The 19531-nt window shown below is 73.8% G+C and carries 11 protein-coding genes; 3 read left to right on the top strand and 8 right to left on the bottom strand.

The features are described 5' to 3' along the window. Positions 1-56 precede the first annotated feature (56 nt). From WME95_RS43825 to WME95_RS43805, 5 genes are all read right to left on the bottom strand, one after another. A complete protein-coding gene (locus WME95_RS43825) occupies positions 57-1106 on the bottom strand; it encodes a lysylphosphatidylglycerol synthase domain-containing protein (protein ID WP_437905149.1) in 1050 nt (349 codons plus the stop codon). Then, the gene (locus WME95_RS43820; RefSeq protein WP_437546645.1) at positions 1103-1846 is read right to left on the bottom strand and encodes a class I SAM-dependent methyltransferase; all 744 of its coding nucleotides are present in this window, start codon (positions 1844-1846) and stop codon (positions 1103-1105) included. Before WME95_RS43820 ends, WME95_RS43825 begins: the two co-directional genes overlap by 4 nt. A gap of 3 nt (positions 1847-1849) precedes the next feature. Beyond that, a complete protein-coding gene (locus WME95_RS43815; protein WP_437905148.1) occupies positions 1850-4627 on the bottom strand; it encodes a protein kinase domain-containing protein in 2778 nt (925 codons plus the stop codon). 55 nt (positions 4628-4682) lie between these two features. Beyond that, positions 4683-5114, bottom strand: a complete 432-nt coding sequence (locus WME95_RS43810) for a hemerythrin domain-containing protein (RefSeq protein ID WP_437905147.1) — start codon at positions 5112-5114, stop codon at positions 4683-4685. A 92-nt stretch (positions 5115-5206) separates the two neighbouring features. Continuing rightward, complete coding sequence (locus WME95_RS43805) at positions 5207-5650, bottom strand: hypothetical protein (protein ID WP_437905146.1); 444 nt, start codon at positions 5648-5650, stop codon at positions 5207-5209. Between the two features lie 461 nt (positions 5651-6111). Between WME95_RS43805 and WME95_RS43800 the strand changes: the two genes are divergently transcribed. Then, positions 6112-9900, top strand: coding sequence for a transglutaminase-like domain-containing protein (locus WME95_RS43800; RefSeq protein ID WP_437905145.1), 3789 nt, complete (start codon positions 6112-6114; stop codon positions 9898-9900). 193 nt (positions 9901-10093) lie between these two features. Beyond that, positions 10094-11014 (top strand): DUF2267 domain-containing protein, encoded by a 921-nt coding sequence (locus WME95_RS43795; protein ID WP_437905144.1) that lies wholly within the window; start codon positions 10094-10096, stop codon positions 11012-11014. A gap of 44 nt (positions 11015-11058) precedes the next feature. On the opposite strand, the gene WME95_RS43790 is transcribed toward WME95_RS43795, so the two are convergent. Further along, the gene (locus WME95_RS43790; RefSeq protein ID WP_437905143.1) at positions 11059-12060 is read right to left on the bottom strand and encodes an NAD-dependent epimerase/dehydratase family protein; all 1002 of its coding nucleotides are present in this window, start codon (positions 12058-12060) and stop codon (positions 11059-11061) included. Continuing rightward, positions 12057-16640: an AMP-binding protein gene (locus tag WME95_RS43785; RefSeq protein ID WP_437905142.1), complete on the bottom strand. Its 4584-nt coding sequence runs from the start codon at positions 16638-16640 to the stop codon at positions 12057-12059. The genes WME95_RS43790 and WME95_RS43785 overlap by 4 nt, the downstream gene beginning before the upstream one ends. Before the next feature lie 293 nt (positions 16641-16933). Between WME95_RS43785 and WME95_RS43780 the strand changes: the two genes are divergently transcribed. After that, positions 16934-17884: a deoxyribonuclease IV gene (locus WME95_RS43780; protein WP_437905141.1), complete on the top strand. Its 951-nt coding sequence runs from the start codon at positions 16934-16936 to the stop codon at positions 17882-17884. On the opposite strand, the gene hutU is transcribed toward WME95_RS43780, so the two are convergent. Then, positions 17799-19472: a urocanate hydratase gene (hutU, locus tag WME95_RS43775; protein WP_437905140.1), complete on the bottom strand. Its 1674-nt coding sequence runs from the start codon at positions 19470-19472 to the stop codon at positions 17799-17801. The genes WME95_RS43780 and hutU overlap by 86 nt on opposite strands. Between the last annotated feature and the right edge of the window lie 59 nt (positions 19473-19531).

Below are 19531 nucleotides of genomic sequence, written 5' to 3'. Positions count from 1 at the left end.
CAAAGCAGCCGCGCGATCTAGCGAGGCGCGGCGCGTCGGCAAAGCAGCCGCGCGATCTAGCGAGGCGCGGCGCGTCGGCAAAGCAGCCGCGCGATGAGCAAGCCGCCCACGTCCACGGCGAGCGAGGTGGCGCGCGAGATGAGCGCGGCGCCCAGCGCCGCGGCCGGTCCGACGGCGGGGGCGAGGCCGACGGAGAGCAGCGCCTCACGCACGCCGATGCCGCCCGGCGTGGCCATCGCGAGGAAACCGGCGATGGGCGCCAGCACGAACAGGCCCGAGCCGCCGAGCGCCGCGCCCGGCGTCGCGCCGACGGCGAGCGCGGCGCACGCGCCGTGCGCGGCCCAGGTCAGCGAGTACACAGCGTGCACGAGCGGCAATCGCGCCGGCATGAGCGGCCCGCGCCCCTCGGGCGCGAGGAGCTTGCGCACGCGCTCGGGCGCGCGGGTACGATCCACGGTCATGAGCGCGACGAGGACCGCGCCCAGGGCGAGGAGCACGGGCAGCCTCCATGGACCGATGAGCGCGTTCGCGCCCGCGAACTGCTCGCCGCCCGCCGCGAGCAGGCCGAACCCCACCATGGCGCCGACCGCGATGAAGCTGGTGAACTCGATCGCGAAGGACGACCCCACCTCCGCGCTGGTCGTCCCGATGCGCGACGCGCCCAGCATGCGGAACAGCGGCACGCCGACCTTACCGGGGATGTACCGCGCCGCCTGCGACTCGATGTGCAGCGCGATCGCCGGCCAGCGAGGGATGGGCCGGCCGGTCAGCTCTTCCAGGATGAAGGCCCAGGCGAGCCCCAGCACGACGAGGCCGAGCGCGAGGGGCAGCACCGAGAGCGCCACGAACGCGGGACGGATGTCGATCGGCGCGCCGCTCTCCCACCTGCGGGCGAGGTCCCGCGCGGCGAGCCCGATGAACAGGGCAGCGACGACGACCATGATCGGGCGCAGCGCCGTGCGCACCCTGGCGAGCGGGCCCCCGATCCGCTGCGGCGGGCCGGGCGCGGGCTCGGGCGGATCCGCCGAGATCCTCGGGGGGGCGGGCGGGGCGCCGGTGGGCGGGGTGCTGGGGAGATCGGCGAGCGACGCGGATCTGTCCTTCATGCGGCCCAGCGCTTCGCCACGCAGAAGACCGACAGGCCGAAGCTCGGCCGGTAGCCGCGCGCGATGAGGTCGACCTCGGCACCGAGGACGGCTTCGAGCGCGGAGGAAGCGAGGCCCGACTTCGGCGAGGGCTGCTTCATGCTGGTCTTGCGAGGGCGCAGCTTGCGCGCGGCGCTCCAGACGGCGCGCGAGCCGACCGCGGCAGGGAAGAGGAGCTGGTTGAAGTAGGCACAAGCTTCCACGTGGAGCTCGGCCGGCAGCGCGGCGCGGAAGCTGCCAGCCGTGTACCGGCGGAAATGCTGCAATGCGCGGTCGTGGTCGCTGAACAGCCACGGATACGCGGGCACCGTGGCGACGAAGATTCCGCCAGGGCTCAGGTGGTCATGGATCCACCGGAGAGCGGCGCGGTCGTCCTCGATGTGCTCGATGACATCGAGCGCGCAGATCACGTCATAGCGTCGGTCGAGCTGGAACGGGATGGATGTGCCGTAGAGCGTCCTCGCCGCGCCGGCCTTCGCGATGGCCTCCTGTCCGAGAGGGCTCACCTCGTTGGCGTCGACGGCCCCGAACTCCGCGAGGACACTCAGGTTCTGGCCGACCCCGGCGCCGACCTCGAGCAGCTCGAGCGGCCGCCGTTCCGGGCCGAACTCGCGCACCAGATGGGCCAGCAGCCGGGCCCTCCCCTTCCTCAACCAGTCGCCGGATTCTTCGGAGTATTGCTGATAGGCAGTCGTTTCCACGCTTCACTCTGCATGCGGGGCCGGATCGCCCTGGGGCGATCCGGTCGGGGGCGGCGACTCTGCTGGTGAGGTCGGTTCCGCCTCGGCCGGCTCCGGGGGGATCGGGATCTCGATCGTCAGGTCGTCCACCTTGCCCGGCTCTTTCCGCGACTTCTTCGGCGGTGGCGGCGGCGGGCGCCGCTTCCGCGGCGGCGTCGTCGTGGCGGCCCTCGCCGACGGCTGCGCGGACGTGGCCGTGGCCGTTTCCACGGCCTTCGCCGTGACGGTCGGCTGGGGCGCGGGCTCTGGCGGCGGTGCGGGCTCTGCCGTGAGGGCGGGCGGCGGCGGGGCCTCGCTCTCGGCCGCCGGCGTGCTCTGTGGCAGGCGCTGCGAGCGGACGACCATCTGCCACGCGGCGACGCCGGCCAGGGCCACCAGCGCGAGGGCTGCCAAGCCGGCGCGTCGGCGCCGACGTGAGCCGGGGTCGAACTCCGGAAGCACGCTCTCGCGCGCCTCGTGCGCCACCCCGCTCACGCTGGACCCCTTCATCCATTGGTCCGGCGACTGGCCGGAGGGCAACGCGCGAGCCCGAGGGGCGAGCGGCGGATCGAGCGGGGGCGGCTCGCGCAGCGAGGCGGGGGGCGCGGCAGCCGCGACCGCCCCGACGACCGCTCGCCTGACGTTGTCGCGGAGCCTCTCCGACGACGGGTCCTGGCTCGGCGGCGCCTCGCGCTCGGGGGCGATCGCGTGCGGATCGGCCTGTTGCGGCGAGAGCACGTGTGGCGTTTGCGAGGAGAGCGGCGGCTCGGCCGTGGCGTCTGGCGCGACGGGTACGCCGCTCTGGGGCGCAGCCATCGCGGGCTCGGCCGGCGCCTGGGCCGCGGGCTCGGCCGGCGCCTGGGCTGCGGGCTCGGCCGGCGCCTGGGCCGCGGGCTCGGCCGGCGCTTGGGTCGCGGGCTCGGCCGGCGCCTGGGCTGCGGGCTCGACCGGCGCCTGGGCTGCGCGCTCGGCCGGCGCCTGGGCTGCGGCCGCGGGCTCGGCCGGCGTTGCGTCTGCGCGTGGAGCGAGCGCCGCGGATGCGGCCGTCGCCGTCCAGGGCTCGTCCACGTCGGTGTCGATCACGTCCTCTTCGAACTCGTCGATGTCGACGTCGACGAGCGAGGACGCGCTGTCGGCGGCCTTCCGGAACGTGTCGCTGGGCGCCGGCGCCGGTGCAGGCGCGCCTGGTGGGGCGTCCACGCCGTCTGTCGTCGCGGACGATGCACCGCTCGGCTGCGCGGAGACCGGCGTCCCGGTGGCGACCGGTGTTCCGGCAGCGACCGGCGTCCCCGTGGCGACCGGCGTCCCGGCAGCGACCGGTGTCCCTGCAGCGACCAGCGTCTCGGCAGCGACCGGCGGCTTCTGCGATGCGCTGTCGCTGTGCTGCGGCGGCGCCGGAGGTCGATCGCCGGGCCGAGCCGAGAGCGGCGGCCGTTCGCCGAGCTCGGACGAGCCCGGTGATTGCTCGCTGATCTGCGCCAGCGACGGCGTCTGAGGCCGCGCCGTGGGCCGAGGCGGCGCCGGAGGTCGCTCGGTGGCCCGCGGCGGTGCGAGAGGCCGCTCGCCGATCCGAGAAGACAGCGGCGGGCGCTCGCTGAGCGGAGGCCGCTCGGTGAGCCGCGGCGGCGCCTGCGGCCGCTCGCTTGGCACCGCGGGGACCCTCGCGCTCGATCTGGCCGACGGCGGAGCGGCCGGCATGTCCGCCGGCGGCTCGCCCGATCCTCGCTCGGGCGATCGCGTCGAGGCGGCGCCCGTGGGGTCGGCCACCCGGGGGAGCGGCGGCGCCTTCGGGATCACCGAGCCTGTCGCCGGCCGCGGCGGGGCCGCCGGCGGGCGCGTGGGCGAGGCCCGGGGCGGCAGCGGCGGCGGCGACTGCGGCGATCTCATGCTGATCGGGGCCTCGGTCGACAGGTCGGCGACGCGGGCGAGCGACTCCGCGAGATCGCGCGCGCTGCTGAAGCGCCGCGACGGATCGCGGTCGCAGGCGCGCGCGAACCACCCGTCGAAGCTCGCCGGCAGCTCCGGGTTCACCCTCGACGGGACCGGGATCTCGCCAAGCGAGATCTTGATCAGCAGGTCGCCCACCCCCTCGCTGTCGAACGGGAGCTCGCCCGTCACGCACTGGTAAGCGATCACGCCGAGCGCCCAGAGATCCGCGCGGTAGTCGACCTCCCGGAGCCCCTTCACCTGCTCCGGGCTCATGTAGTGCGGCGTGCCCATGAGCGTGCCGACGCTGGTGCGCTGGGCGACCCGCTTCCCCTTCCCCTGCCCCTTCACCTTGGCGATGCCGAAGTCGAGGATCTTGACGATCTCGTCGTCCTCGTTCGCGCAGAGGAAAAAATTCTCCGGCTTGAGGTCGCGGTGCACGATGCCGGCCCCGTGCGCGCGGGTGAGCGCGCGCGCGACCTGCGTCACGATCTTCGACGTCTCCTGGAGCGAGAGGCGGCGCCGGCGCGCGAGCCGATCGAAGAGATCCTCGCCCTCGAGCAGCTCCATCACGATGAACGGCTGCTCCCCGTCGATGCCGTGATCGATGATCTGCACGACGTGCGCGCTGCGCAGCTGCGCGGCGGCCGTCGCCTCGCGGCGGAACCGCTCGCGCGCGTCCTCCTGCTTCGCGAGCTCCAAATCGATGAGCTTGACCGCGACATGGGTGCCGAGCGCCAGGTGCTCGGCGACCCACACCGCCGCTTGCGCGCCCTGCCCCACGGGTCGGATGAGGCGGTAGCGCTCGCTCAGCACCTGACCAGCTGCAATAGACACGGCGGCAAAAGCCTACGTCGAGGACAACATCCGTGTCGAGTTCATGCGTACCACCTCAGATGCCCTGCGGAACGGTTTCCTTCATCAGCTCGCGCCATTCGTCGTGGGTGAGCTCTGGATAAATGTAGTCGCCCTCGAAATTTGTATGGTGCAGGAGCAACCGGGCGACATCGACGATGGCCTCCGCGACGTCGCCGCCCTGCGCAACGGCCGCCAGGGCGTCGGTCGCTTCACGCACGGCGGCGTGCTGCTTCAGCGCCACCTGGACCTCCTCGGCGAGCCCGCGCGCCTGAAAATGCGGGAATATGGCGGTCTCTTCGTAGCGCATGTGCCGCTCCATCGGCCCACGCAGGAACGCGAGCAGGCTCGCGCGCTCGGCGCGCGCCTCGTCCGCGGAGCGCTGCGCCAGCTCGATCAGCTTCTTCGCCGTGTCGCGAGCGAGCTCTTCCTCCTGGAAGAGCTCGCTCACCATCCGGTCCAGTTCCATGAGGTGCGGGCCGTCGTAGTCCAGATCCCGTGGAGGGTCGAGCGGGGCGCGGCGCGATCCCGCGGCGGAGCAGGTCGACTGCGTCGTGCGCGTCAGTCGTGCGCGCGGGCGCGGACGATCGCGGCGAGCCGGCCGACGACGCCGCTCGCGACCATGGCGAGCACCTGCTTCTCCAGCGCCTGCCGCTCGCTCGGCCTGCCGCCGAACGAGATGCGCGAGCGGGCGGTGGGGCCGCCGACGACGCGGCCGACGACGGTGCAGCTCACGCGGTGGACGTCGCCCCGCGTGGACGAGGTGAACTCGACGACGCGCGCGCTCAGCACGACCGATTTCGCCTTGCCGAAGTCCGCTTTCTTCGCGGCGCTGGAGAGCATGCCGCGCAGCGCGCGGGCCCGCTGGGCCTGGCCCTCGCCCGCGGGGACGTCGACGCTCTTCCATTCGACCTTGGTGTCGCGGGCGAAGGTCGATGCTGGCGAGGCCGTGAGCGTGGTCAGGGCCATCACCGCCGAGAGCAGCCATCGTGACGCGCGGCGCATGCGAGCAGGGTAGGGGGCCGCGAGCTCGCCGGCCAAGTTCGCGCACGGCGCGCGGGTGCGGCGCGGCCGCACCTGCGCGTGATCCGCGGCCGCACCCGCGCGTGATCGCCGCGCTCGCGCCGCGATCGGGCCCGCGCTATGCCGTGGCCGGGAAGCGAGGTTCGATGGAGCGCAGCTCGCCGGGGGGAGATCGACGGGATCGACGAGGACGAGATCGACGCGCGCGCGCCCGCGCGCTCCGCGGGGGCGGGTGGCTCGTTGCGCTGCTCGCGATCGCCGCCGCGCCCGCGGCGGGCAACGCACAGTCGCCGCGTCCGGGAGGCGCGAGCGCGCCCGCGGCGGGCAGCGCGCCGGCGCCGCGAGCCGGGGGCGCGCCGACGCTGCGTCCGGGAGGCGCGAAGGCGGGGGCGAGCGCTCCCGCGGCAGGCAGCGCGCCGGGGTCCGAGAAGCGCGCGCCCATCGTGCTGCCGCTGCGGTGGACCGCCGCGACGCCCGACGAGATGCTTGGCGCGGCGCTGGTCCGGGCGCGGCGGGGCGGAGACGACGCGTTCGCCGGGCTCGTGATCGCGGCAGCGCTCGCCGACCGCGCCGCGCAGGGCCGCGCACGGGAGGGCCTCGCGCAGATCGGGGCGTCCTCCTCGCCGCTCGCCGATGAGGCGCGCTGGCTCGCCGCCTCGCTCGCCCCGGAGCCGCCGGCGGCGACGTGGCCGGGCGCGCGCGCCGTCTCGTACGACGCGCCCCCGGACCCGTCCGGGCTCGTCAAGGCGTTCGCCGTCCTCGGCCCGTTCCAGGACAACTCGGGCGGCGGGCTCGCGCTCCGCGAGGGGCCCGAGGCCGAAGGCCAGCGCTTCTCCGACATGAGCGCCCGCTACGCCTGGGGGGTGTACGACGTCGCGTGGCGCAGGGTGCTGCCCGCCGCGTCGACCGCGCGCGGCGTGCCGCTCGATCTTTACATCCATCCGCGCACCGAGACCTGCACGTACCTCGCCTCGCGCGTGACCGTCCCGGCCGCGCTCGATCGCAAGCCGATCCTCGCCCACGTCGCCGCGACCGGCGCCGTGCGGCTCCTGTGGGACGGCGCCGACGTCGCCGCGAGCGAGGCGGCGCACGAGCGCCTCGTGCTCGACCGCATCGCCGCGCGCATCGAGGCGCCCGCCGGCGATCACCTGCTCGCCCTCAAGGTGTGCACCGGGGCCATCGCCGACGAGGGGCGCGTCCGCGTGCGCTTCACCGACGAGGACCGCCGGCCCGTGGCGCTCGCGACCTCGTCGGACCTCACGCCGCTCAAGCCGCCGGCCCCGCCCCCGGGCGCGCGGGCCGCGACCGCCGTCGCGACGGCGCTCGACAGGGCGCTCGACGCGGGCGCGTCGCAGTCGCTCGATCAGACCCTCACGGCCGTCGTGGCGCGCACGCTCGGGGGCGCCGACGACCAGCGGTCGCCCCGCGCGCCCGGGCTGCTCGACCGCGTGACGCGGTCGCCCGGGATCTCCGCCGACGCGCTCGCGCTGGCGGGGTGGGTGTCGCCCTTCGGCGCGAACCGCAGCGGCTGGCTCGAGGCCGCGCGCGCCCGGGGCCTCGCCGAGAAGGACCGGGCCACCGCGGCGTTCGCGCAGCGCCGGCTGGTCGCCGCCCACCTCGCCTCGGAGCGGGTCGACTGGGCCGCGGCCGCGCTGCGCGAGGAGCCGCTGCGCTCGGCGCGCGATCCCGAGGCGCGCGTCCTCAGGGCGCTCGTCAAGAAGAAGCTCGCGACGGCGGGGCTCACGCGGGCCGGGCTCGAGGAGCTGCTCGCGGTCGAGCGCGAGCAGAAGGACAGGACGCCGGTCGTCGTCTGGCAGGAGATCGCGGCCGCGGCCCGGCTGGACCCGGCGCTCGAGCTGCGGGCCGCGCGCAGGCTCGCCGAGATCGCGCCCGAGTCGCGGGGCGCGCCCTACGTGCTCGCGTTCGAGCCCGACGGCGGCGCCGCGCTGGAGGTGGCGGCCGCCGGGGCGCTCGCGCAGCAGACGTCGGCCGAGGACGTCATCCGGATCGGCCGCGCGCTCCACGACGCGGGCCGCGTCGCGTGGGCGCGCGAGGTGCTGTCGTACGCGACGCAGGTCGCGCCGAACCAGCCCGCCGCGTTCCAGGCGCTCGCCGCGGTGCGAGAGGATGGCGCGGGCGCGCGGCCGACGGCCGCCGCGTCGCGCGTGGCCACGGCCGCGCTCGCGCGGGCGCGCGACCTCACGCCCGGCGATCCGTACCTCAAGGCCGAGCTCGCGCTCCGCCTCGGCGAGGGCTCGGCCGGCGCGCCGGGCCGGCAGCGCATGCGCGACGAGCAGCACCTCGTCGCGCCCGGCGTCTTCCTCGCGCGCGGGCGGCAGACCCCGGCGAAGAAGGGGGAGGTGGCCGACCGGCAGCTCCACTGGGTGCGCGTCGTGACGTACCACCCGGACAAACGCGTCTCGCAGCTCATGCACTACGCGCGCGAGATCGTCATCGAGCCACGCACCGATCAGGATCTCTACGAGCGCGACATCCCCGCCGAGGGGGAGGACACGGAGCTCCTGCTCGCGCGGGTCCACCGCAAGGACGGCACGGTGGCGCAGCCGGACGAGCAGGGCGCGGGCGGGCAGAAGCCGTTCGTGCGCTGGCCCGAGCTCAAGGCGGGGGACGTGGTGGAGGTCGCGGTGCGCTCGTGGACCCGGGGCCCCGTCGGCCGCCGGGGCGACGCGCCGTTCTACTTCATCGACTACGTCGGCTCGACCGACACGCGGCCGATCCTCTACAACGAGGTCGTCGTCGACTCGCCGGCGAGCGACCCCCTGGCGATCGACGTGCTGAACGGCAAGGCCGAGCGGGTGCTCAGGTCCGAGAAGGACGGCCGCCAGGTGACGCGGTACATCTGGGACGACCCGCCCGAGGTGCCCGAGGAGCCGCTCGCCCCGCACCTCGCGGAGGTGCTGCCGGTCGTCGTGGGCTCGACGTTCCACGGCTGGCACGACTTCCGGGAGTGGTACCGGGGCGCGGTCGCCGGCTTCATGGAGCCCGACGATCAGGTCCGACGGCTCGCCGCGGAGCTCACCAAGGGCAAGGCCACGCGCGAGGCAAAGCTGCGGGCGCTCTTCGACTTCGTGGCGGACGACATCCGGTACGTGAACTTCGTGTCGGGCGAGTGGTGGCTGCCGAACCGCCCGCAGGAGCTCCTGGCGCGGCGCCAGGGCGACTGCGACGACAAGGCGATGCTGCTCATCACGCTGCTCAAGTCGATCGGCATCGAGGCGACGGAGGTGCTGGTGCAGACGCGCTACACGGGCCAGCCCTCGCTGCTCCGGAGCGAGGTGGCGGCGATCCCGGTGTTCGATCACGGCATCGCCTACCTCCCGGGCGCGGGCGGCGCGCCGGGCCTGTGGCTCGACGCGACGAGCCCGCAGAGCCGCCTTGGGCCGCTGCCCGCGATGGACGCGCGCACGCTGGCGCTGTTCGTCGACGAGGGGCCGCCGAAGATCGTGGAGACGCCGGCGAGCTCGCCCGCCGATCACGGCGTCGACGCCGCGTGGACGATCGCGCTGCTCCCCTCCGGCGCGGGCGAGCTCGCGGCGAAGGAGCGGCACATCGGCGACGCGGCGTTCGAGCTCCGGTCGAACCTGGCGGAGGCCGACGCGCGCGCGCAGTGGGTCGAGCAGTACCTCGCGTACGGCTGGTTCCCGACGGTCGACGTGAAGCCCAAGGTGGCTTTCCAGGCCGATCTCCCGCACGGGGCGGCGACGCTCGAGTACGAGGCGCGCTCCGAGGGGCTCGCCCGCCGCGAGGGCGCCGAGCTCTCCGTGCCGCTCTCGGGCGCGTCCACGATGACGTCGCAGCTCGCGCCGCTCGTGAAGCGCACGCTGCCGGTGGTCCTGCCGCCGAGCTTCGCGCCGCGGCACCACAGCCGGACGATCACGATCACCGCCCCGCCCGGCTACGCGTTCGCCGAGCTCCCGCCGGGCGGCGACGAGAACGGCGGCGCGTTCGGGCGGGCGACGATCTCCTTCGCGAAGGTGCCCGGCAAGAACGCCGTGGTGGTGAAGGAGCGCGTGATCCTCGATCAGTCGACCATCCCGGTGGCGCAGTACGCCGCCTGGCGCGGCTGGCTGCAGCGGGTCGACGGGCTCCTGCACCGGATGGTGCGGCTCGCGCCTGTCGCGCCCGCGACCAAGCAGGCGCGCAGCGCGCTGGGCACCGAGGCGGGCGGCGGCGCCAACGCGGCGCCGCAGGCGCGCGGCGCGATCCGCTGACGAGCGGCTTCGCTCCTCGTGCCGGCGGCGCGTAAGGCTCTTGCTCGTCCGCTCGCGGCGGCGATCGGCGATCCCGCGCGCCGCGTCCACCCGCCGGCCACGCGCGCCATCGCGGTTGGTACCGTTCTGGCTAGCCGTGCCCTGGCGTACGCACGCACAACCCCGAACGCGCTGCCCAGGGGAGGGACTCGCCATGTCGCTCGAAGAGTACCGACGCCCGAGAATGATCGTTCTTAGCCCGCGCTCGACCGCTTATGACGCCGTGAGGGCGATGATGGACAACCACGTCGGCGCGGTCCTGGTCCACGACGGCCAGCGCCTCGCCGGCATCGTGACCGACCGCGATATCGCGCTGGAGGTCGTGGCAGGCGACCTCGACGCGCGCAGCACGATGCTGCGCGACATCATGTCGGACGAGATCGCGACGCTCGAGCTCGACGCGTCGATCGACGACGCCGTGCGCACCATGCGCGATCATGCGTGTCGGCGCGTGCCGGTGACCGAGCAAGGGCGGCCCGTCGGCCTGGTGACCCTCGACGATCTCCTCGCCGATGGGGTCATCGACGCGGAGGCCGCCGGCTCCGTCGTCAAGGCGCAGCTCGAGGTGGCCGCCCGCTTCAAGCCGGAAGGCGCGCTGCACCCCGAGGGGACCGCGCGCCCGGAGCGCTCGCACGGCCGCGTGCGCGCCCTCACCCGGCGCAAGGCGCGCGCCGACAGCGCCTATGGCCGGCTGATCCACGCCGTCGAGCGCCACAGCGGCCTCCAGCAGCGCGACCGCGCCGAGCTCGCGCTCCAGATCGTCCTCGGCTGCCTCTGCCGCAGGGTGACGCCCCAGGAGGCGCGGCACCTCGTCGCGCAGCTGCCCTCGAAGCTCCACCCGTCGCTCGAGCCGTTCCTCGACGGGCCGGACAAGCGCATCACGACGGCGACCATCGAGGCCGACGTCGCGCGCGAGCTGCGCATGGACCGCGAGGCCGCCGGCTTCGTGCTGCAGGCGATCTGCGAGGCCGTCGCGGACAGCGTGTCCGCGGGGGAGATCGAGGGGTTCCGCGGTCAGCTCCCGCTCGACATGAAGGACCTGTTCCCGCCGACCCCGCTCCGCCGGGCCGTCTGAGCGGGGGTCGGCCCGGCGCGGCGAGGCCGCGCGCCGCGCTCCACCTACGCTTGCGGCCAGACCACGCCGCGGGCGCGCAGATCGGCGACCGTGTCCGCGAGGGTCTCGAGCGGGTCGCGCGGCGTCCAGCCGAGCTCGCGCCGGGCCTTGGTCGCGTCGAGGTACCAGAAGTGCTGGCCCATCTCGGCCGACACCGGATCGACCGGCAGATCGAACGGCAGCCGCTTCCGCGCCTGCTCGATGAGGTGCGCGCCCGCCTTCGCGAGCGCGATGCTCCGCGGCAGCCGCAGGGCGGGGGCCGCGACGCCCGAGATGCGCGCGAGGCGGCGGAAGAAGACCTCCAGGCTCATGTTGGCGGCGCCGAGCAGGTAGCGCTCGCCCGGGCGGCCCTTGTCCATCGCCAGCGCCATGCCCTGGGCCGCGTCGCGGGCGTCGACGAAGGAGAGGCCGCCCGCGGGGGTGAAGGGGAGCCGGCGCTCGAGGAAGCTCACGATGTCCCCGGTCGAGGCGCCGTGGACGTCGCCCGGGCCGAGCAGGATGCTCGGGTTGACGGCGAGGACCTCGAAGCCGGGCCCGCTGCGATCGAACGCCGCGCGCTCGGCGTACAGCTTCGAGCGGTAGTAGGGCCAGCCGGCGATGAGGTCGATCGGCGTCGCCGCCGTCTCGTCGCGGACGTCGTTCGGGTCCTTGCTGACCGCGACGACGCCGCTCGTGCTCGCGATCACCGCGCGCTTCACCCCCGCGTCGCGGCAGGCGTCAAGGGTGATCTTGGTCCCCTCGACGTGCGTCCGGTAGAGCGCCTCGGCGTCCTCGCGCCGCCGCGAGACGCGCCCGGCGCAGTGGAACACCCCGTCGCAGCCCTCGGCGGCGCCGCGCACCGACGCCGCGTCGAGGATGTCTCCGCGGCGGAGCTCCACGCCCTGCGCGGCGAGCGCGGGCGCCTCTGCCCGGCAGAGCGCCACCACGTCATGGCCACCCCCACGGAGCGCCGTGACGAGGTGCGATCCCAGGAAACCGGTCGCGCCGGTGACGAGATAGCGGCTCATGCGAGGTCGAACACCTTCTGGAAGGTCTGCAGGAGGGAGATGTCGTTCGATTTCACGAGGCCCGTCATGAACTCCATCGGGCTCGGTGTGTAGGCCTCGCGGACGATCTTGGTGAATATCTCGGGCGTGGTCTTGAGGACACAGTCCGCTTGCTGGCTTGGCTTACCGATCCGCGCCTCGCAGCTGGCCGCGTCGATCCGCAGCGTCCACTTCGCCTCGTCCTCCGTGCCGAGCGTCACGTAGTAGGTGATCGGCTGGCTGACCCGCCCCGCCACGTATTTCGACTCGAGCTCGCGGAACAGGAGCGTGAGCGGGTGCTCCTTGGTCGTGGTGGCGGCCTGATCGATGCTCTCGACCCGGCTCAGATCGAGGGCGCCGCCGTCCTTGAGCTTGATGACGGCGAGCTGCGTGAGCTCCGCGACCTTGCGGCAGGCCACCGCGTACTTCATCCCGGCGGTGAGCCGCCGGAGGTCGTCGATCGCGAGCGGCGGCCCGATGCGCGCGACGAGGTCGCGGCGGATCGGGACGGTGCGCCCCTTGGGGAGCGCCTCGAAGGTGCCGCCCAGGTAGAGGGGCAGGATGTCGACGTTGTGGGTGAGCGCGAGGTGCCCGATCGCCGGCTTGAACTCGAGGATGCCGCCGTCGGGGCTGCGCGTGCCCTCCGGGAAGAGGAGCACGGTCCGCCCGCGGTCCAGGATCTCGCCGGTCTGGCGCAGCGCCGTGCGGAGGCCGCCCTTGCGGTCGAAGGGCGCGAGGTTCGTGAGGTTCTCGAAGTAGGCGCGCCGCCAGCGGTTGCCCTCGAAGAAGTAGTCCTGCGCGGCCAGCGAGACGAGGCCGTCCCCGTAGCTGCCGAGCGCGAACTTCACGAGGCCCATGTCGAGGTGGCTCGCGTGGTTCGAGACGACGATCGTGTTGCGGTTGTGCGGGATGAACGCGCGCCCGTAGACCTTCGGGCGCATGACGTTCCCGTAGAAGCCGGACTGGACCTTGTTCATCCAGTGCTTGGCGAAGTCGGCCACCGGGCGGGGGATGTGGATCGGCTCCTCGCCCACGCCGTGCGCGTTCGGCTCCGTGGTCGCCGCGCCGGCGTCCTGCGCGACGGCCGCCGCGCCCGCGCCTGCCGCGGCGGCCTCGGCGGCGAGGCGCGTGACGATCGCCTTCACCTCGGAGCGCTTCACCTGACCGGACGCGGTGCGGGGCAGGTCGGCGTCGTCGAGGTGGATGGCCATGGGGTGGCACGGCTTGGGCAGCGCCTGGATCGCCGTCCGGAGCGCGTCGAGCGCGCGCTCGTGCTGCTTGGCCCGCGCGAGCGCCTCGTCGTCCTCGCCGTCCTTCGCGCCCGGCGCCGTGGGGACGGCGAGGCAGGCGACCTGCTCGCCGCCGCGGCCGTTGTCGATCCCGACGATGGCGAGCTCCCTGACGTGCTCGACCTTGCCGAGCATTCGCTCGATGTCGGCCGGGTACAGGTTCTCGCCCTTCGCCGCGCTGATGACCTCGCTCTGCCGGCCGACGAGGACGAGCCGCCCTTGCTTGTCGAGCTTGCCGAGATCGCCCGTCCGGAGCCACCCGTCCGCGTCGAGTGCCGCCTGGGTCGCGTCCGGGTCGTCGGCGTAGCCCTTCATCACGTTGGGGCCGCGCGCGAGCACCTCGCCGACGCCGTTCGCGTCCGGGTTCGCGATCTTGATCTTCACCCCGGGGATCGGCTTGCCGACGTTCCCCGGGCTCGCCGCCGGCGAGGGTTTGGTGACGGTCAGGAGCGGCGCCGCCTCGGTCAGGCCGTAGCCCTCGGCGAGCGGCAGGCCGAGCCCCTTGAACACGGCGGCCGTGTCCCTGGGGAGCGCCGCGCCGCCCGAGATGAGGAAGCGGACGTTGCCGCCGAGCGCGTCGTGGACGCTGCCGAAGAAGAGGCGCCCCGCGTTCAGGCCCAGGCTCTTGCCGAGCATGCGGTTCAGCTCCATGGCCCAGCTGAACGCGGTGGCCGCGGCGGGCCCCTGCTCCTTCACCCTCGCGACGATCTGGCGCTCCAGCATCTGCCAGAGCGCGGGCACGCCGACCATCGCCGTGACGCGCGCCTTCTTCAGCCCGTCGCTCACCCGATCGGCCGAGACCTCGTCGAGGTAGATGATCCGCGCGCCCTGCGACAGCGGCAGGAGCAGGCCGCAGGTGACCTCGAAGGTCTGGTGGAGCGGCAGCACGCTGAGCACGCGGTCGCTTGCCTTGAGCGGGAACAGCGGCGCCAGCGAGGCCAGCAGCGCCGTGAAGTTGCCGTGCGTGAGCAGCACGCCCTTCGGCTCCCCGGTCGTGCCGCTCGTGTAGACGACGCTCGCGACGTCCTGGCTGCCCACGCGCACGTCCGGGGGCGCGAGCCCGTCGCCGGAGGCCGGGCCCAGGTCGGGCACCTGGCCCTCGGCGAACCCGACCATGTCGAAGGCGACAAGGTTCGGCAGCGCCGCGCGCACGTCGGCGCCGAGCTTCTCCGCCACGCCGCCGTCCCAGAGGACGACCTTCGCCGTCGACGAGCGGAGGACGTCCGCGAACGCCTTCGCGTCGAGCCCGGGATCGATCGGGACGGCGACGGCGCCTGCGCGGAGGATGCCGAAGTAGGCGACGGGCCACGCCGGCTGGTTCGCGCCGGAGAGCGCCACGCGATCGCCGCGGCGGACCCCGAGCGCGGCGAGGCGCGCGGCGGTCATGCAGGCCGCGTCGCGGAGCTCGCGGTAGCTCGTGCGCGAGAGCCCGTCCTGCTCGAACCGCTGCACCGAGAGCGCGTGATCGAAGCGCTCGGCGACCTCGTCGAGCAGGTCGACCAGGCTGTCGTAGGGCCGGAGCGGCTTGATCTCCCGGCGGAGCATCTCCTCCATGAGCGGGAAGGCCCACTTCTCCAGGCCGGGGAGGTGGACGTTCCAGATGTAGTCGCGCCAGTCGATCTTCTCGGGCGCCCAGACGAAGCGCGCCCGCTCCTCGGGGGGCATGCGGGCCATCGCCGCGCGCGTGTTGGCGCAGGAGTAGACCCAGTCGCCCTCCGCGACGAACGGCATGAAGACCTCGAGGAGCGTGGCCGTCTTCTGCTCGGTCCTGGCGGCGTTCTCGAGCGCGGCCGCCGCCGGCTTGAGGAGGGCCGCGGCGGGGCCGACGCTCGCCGTCTTGAGCAGGCCGCCCAGGCCGCGGAGGGCGCCCTCGATGGCGCGCGCGCCGTGCGCGCCGTACTGCTGCCGGGTCAGCCCGCGCGGCTCGAAGCGGGACGACACGACGTCGAAGAGCGAGGTCTTCTTCCCCTCGAACACCTGCCGCCGCTTGTAGAGCCCGGCGAGCTCCAGGTAGCGCGTCACGCGGCAGCCGTTCGTGTCGGTCGATCCGTACTGGTACACCGCGGGCGCGCGGCCCTCGATGAGCTCGCAGAGCGAGGCGATCATGCCGCTCGCGGTCATGTCGACCGGGATGAGGTCGAGCCGCACGTCGTGGTCGCCCGGGAACTGCACCTGCCCCTTCGAGGCGAGGTAGAGGTACGGCGCCGAGGTGTTGATCCCCTCGTTCCAGCCGGTGAACGGGAACTCGACCGCTGTCTCGACGACGGCGGGGCGGACGATGGTGAAGGGCAGCCCGGAGCTCGCGAGGACCTGCTCGCCGATGCTCTTCGTGTAGGTGTAGATGTTGGTCCACCCCCAGAAGAGCGCGCGCTCCTTGCCGGCCTCGATGAGCCGGTCCTTGATGAACTTGCGCTTCACCCTGGCGAGCTCGTTCTCGAGCGCGCTGCCCCGGCACGGCTCGCTGCGCGAGGCCAGGTTGGCCTTGGCCTCGTCGAGGAAGGCGCTCTGCCGGAAGGCGTCCTCGCACCGCTGGCGCGCCTGCTGCACGAGGTCGAGGCACTCGCTGATCTCGCGCTGCGGATCCCAGTGCGATCGATCGAGGGTCCGCTTCGGGCAGGCGGCGCCGAACCACGTCTCGCCCGCGGCGCGGGGGAAGGGGATCTCGGCCGGGTGGTTCTCCTCGATGAGCCCGGAGCGGTAGCCCGCGACGAAGCAGGTGCTCGTGTGCATCACCTTGGCCCCGAGGGTCCGCGCGAGCTCGACGAGGTTGCTGATGCCGAACGCGTTGACCTCGAGCGCCTCGTCGAGCGGCGGGTTGAAGTCGACGACGCCGGCCACGTTCACGACCGCGGCGATGTTGCCCGTGAGCTCCCCGACGCGGTCACCCAGCCCGAGCAGCGGCAGGCCGACGTTGCCGTTCATGGGCGTGATCTTCTGCCGCAGGTACTCCTCGAAGGCGGGCCCGGGGTACTGCTCGCGGATCGGGTCGAAGACCGGCGAGGTCACGATCTGCGACCAGAAGCGCTCCTCCGGCGACTGGTTCTCCTTGGCCCGGACGAGCAGGTAGATGTGGGCGATCTCCGGGAACCTCGCGAGCAGCATGGCCAGCCAGACCTTGCCGAGGAAGCCGGTCCCTCCGACCACCACGAGCCGCTTGCCCGAGAGCACGTGCGACGGCACCAGCGGCGGGGCCGCCGCGGTTTCGTCGCCCTTGGCCCCACCCGGCGACCCCGGCACTGCCTCTCCGGCGCCGGCCCCGTTCGTAACACCCATATGGCTCATCGAGACTCCAGGAAGGCCGCTCAATTCGCGCCTGGGCAGGAACGCGTCAAGGGTGAGGTGCCGCGAACCGGGGTTCGCGCCCTCCCGGCATGCGGTTTGCTCGATTTGCTCGTGAAATCGGGGTCATCGCCAAGGACGGACGAGGCAGCCCGGGCGTTGCTCTCCTGCGTGAGAGCGCGTGGGGGCGCGCGGGTGCGCGCGGACGTGCGGGGGCCGTGGCAGATCCGGTGGGCTCGGAGCAATGCCTTGCCGGCGGCGGGGAAGCGCCCCAAGCAGTGCGGCCCATGATCTTCGGCGCGCACGAGTCCGTGGCTGGCGGCCTTCACCGCGCGATCGCGCTGGCGGGGGAGGACCGCTGCGAGGCGGTGCAGATCTTCACCAAGGTCTCGGGCCAGTGGCGGGAGCCGGCGCTGAGCGCGGAGCAGATCGCCGCGTTTCGCGCCGCGCGCGCGGCCTGGGCCGGCGCGGGGCGGACGCTCGCCCACGCGAGCTACCTCATCAACCTGTGCGCTGACGACGCCACGATCCTCGAGCGCTCGCGGGAAGCGCTGTTCCAGGAGCTCGCGCGGTGCGACGCGCTCGGGATCGACTTCGTGGTGTTCCATCCGGGCGCGCACCGCAGCCTCGGCGAGGAGGCCGGCCTCGACCGCATCGGCGAGAGCCTGTCGATCGTGCTCTCTCGCGGGAAGGGGCTCCGCGCGCAGCTGTGCATCGAGAACACGGCCGGGCAGGGGTCGACCCTCGGCGACCGCGTCGATCAGATCGCCGCGATGATCGAGCGCGCCGGGCCGGAGGGGTCGCGGCTCGGGGTCTGCATCGACACGCAGCACGCCTTCGCGGCGGGGCACGACCTCCGGAGCGAGGCCGGCTACGAGCGGTTCTGGAGCGACTTCGGCCGGCTGCTCGGGCTGGATCGGCTGCGGTGCATGCACGTGAACGACTCGAAGGCGGGGCTCGGCCAGCGGGTCGATCGGCACGAGCGGGTCGGCGACGGGGAGATGGGGCTCGCGCCGTTCTGGCGCCTCGCGAACGACGCGCGGCTCGCGCGCGTGCCGGCGGTGATCGAGCTGCCGCCGCTCGCGAAGGAGCGGCGCGGCTACCTGGAGGAGATCGCGCGGCTGCGCGCCCTCGAGGGCGCGGCGGAGCCGGTCACCCTGCCCGGTGCGGCACCCGGACGCCCTTCTCCTCCGCCACGCGGCACGCCGTCTCGTAGCCCGCGTCGGCGTGCCGGATGATCCCCATCCCCGGATCGATGGTGAGCACCCGCTCGAGCCTCTGCCGAGCGGCCTCGGTGCCGTCGGCGACGATCACCATCCCGGCGTGCAGCGAGTTGCCGATCCCGACGCCGCCGCCGTGGTGGAAGCTCACCCACGACGCGCCGCCCGCGGTGTTCGCGAGCGCGTTGAGGATCGCCCAGTCGGCGATCGCGTCCGAGCCGTCCTTCATCGCCTCCGTCTCCCGGAACGGCGACGCGACCGACCCGCAGTCGAGGTGGTCGCGCCCGATCACGATCGGCGCCTTCACCCGGCCGGCGCGGACGAGCTCGTTGAAGGCGAGCCCGACCTTCGCGCGATCGCCGTAGCCGAGCCAGCAGATCCGCGACGGGAGCCCCTGGAACGCGATCTTCTGCTCCGCGAGCTCGATCCAGCGGCGGAGATCGGCGTCGCCCGGGACCGCCTCGAGCACCGCGCGGTCGGTGGCGAGGATGTCCTCGGGATCGCCCGAGAGCGCGACCCACCGGAACGGGCCCTTGCCCTGGCAGAACAGCTCGCGCACGTACGCCGGCACGAAGCCGGGGATCGCGAACGCGTCCTCGGCGCCTGCCTCCATCGCGCAGGTGCGGATGTTGTTGCCGTAGTCGAAGACCTCGGCCCCGCGCCGCTGCATCGCGAGCATCGCCTCGACCTCCATGCGCATCCCCGCCTTCGCGCGCGCGACGTACTCCCCGGGATCGCGGGCGCGGAGCTCCGCCGCCTGCTCGAGCGTGAGCCCCGGCGGGACGTAGCCGACGAGCGGATCGTGCGCCGCGGTCTGCTCGGTGACGAGGTCGGGCGTGACGCCGCGGCGCACGAGCTCCGGGTAGACGTCGGCGGCGTTGCCGCAGAGGGCGATCGAGCGCGGCGCCCCGCGCTGGACGCTCTCGAGGACGGCGTCGAGGGCGCGGTCGAGATCGTCGATGCGCTCGTCGACGTAGCGGGTGCGGAGCCGCTTCTCGATGCGCGCCGGGTCGATCTCGACGCCGAGGCAGGCCATGCCCGCCATGGTCGCGGCGAGCGGCTGCGCGCCGCCCATGCCGCCGAGCCCCGCGGTGAGCACCCAGCGCCCGCCGCCCGGGGCGCGCGCCGCGTGCGCCTTCCGCGCGGCGACGAACGTCTCGTAGGTGCCCTGCACGATCCCCTGCGAGCCGATGTAGATCCAGGAGCCCGCGGTCATCTGCCCGTACATGGTCAGGCCGAGCGCCTCGAGCCGGCGGAACTCGTCCCACGTCGCCCACCGGCCCACGAGGTTCGAGTTCGCGAGGAGCACGCGGGGGGCGTCCGGGTGCGTGCGGAAGCGGCCCACCGCCTTGCCCGACTGCACGAGGAGCGTCTCGTCGTCCGCGAGCTCCCGGAGCTCGCGGACGATCACGTCGAACGCCTCCCACGATCGCGCCGCCTTCCCGGTGCCGCCGTAGACGACGAGATCGTCGGGGCGCTCCGCGACGTCCGGATCGAGGTTGTTGTGGAGCATCCGGAGCGCGGCCTCCTGGATCCACCCCTTGCAGCTCCGCTCGCTTCCCCGCGGCGCGCGCACCACCCGGGCCCCCTGCTCTCCGGTCGTCATGCTGTCGTGTACTCCACCCGGTCCGGATCGACCAGAAGGCGCGCCGTCCGCCGCGCCGC

The sequence above is a fragment of the Sorangium sp. So ce327 genome, from assembly GCF_051530205.1.
GTDB classification, from domain to species: domain Bacteria; phylum Myxococcota_A; class Polyangia; order Polyangiales; family Polyangiaceae; genus Sorangium; species Sorangium cellulosum_B.
This window is presented reverse-complemented; position numbering and strand designations above follow the sequence as displayed.

Coding starts and splice junctions, on each gene's coding strand:
- WME95_RS43825 (WP_437905149.1), bottom strand. CDS start 1,106: ATGAAGGACAGATCCGCGTCGCTCGCCGATCTCCCCAGCACCCCGCCC.
- hutU (WP_437905140.1), bottom strand. CDS start 19,472: ATGACGACCGGAGAGCAGGGGGCCCGGGTGGTGCGCGCGCCGCGGGGA.
- WME95_RS43780 (WP_437905141.1), top strand. CDS start 16,934: ATGATCTTCGGCGCGCACGAGTCCGTGGCTGGCGGCCTTCACCGCGCG.
- WME95_RS43795 (WP_437905144.1), top strand. CDS start 10,094: ATGTCGCTCGAAGAGTACCGACGCCCGAGAATGATCGTTCTTAGCCCG.
- WME95_RS43805 (WP_437905146.1), bottom strand. CDS start 5,650: ATGCGCCGCGCGTCACGATGGCTGCTCTCGGCGGTGATGGCCCTGACC.
- WME95_RS43785 (WP_437905142.1), bottom strand. CDS start 16,640: ATGGGTGTTACGAACGGGGCCGGCGCCGGAGAGGCAGTGCCGGGGTCG.
- WME95_RS43810 (WP_437905147.1), bottom strand. CDS start 5,114: ATGGAACTGGACCGGATGGTGAGCGAGCTCTTCCAGGAGGAAGAGCTC.
- WME95_RS43790 (WP_437905143.1), bottom strand. CDS start 12,060: ATGAGCCGCTATCTCGTCACCGGCGCGACCGGTTTCCTGGGATCGCAC.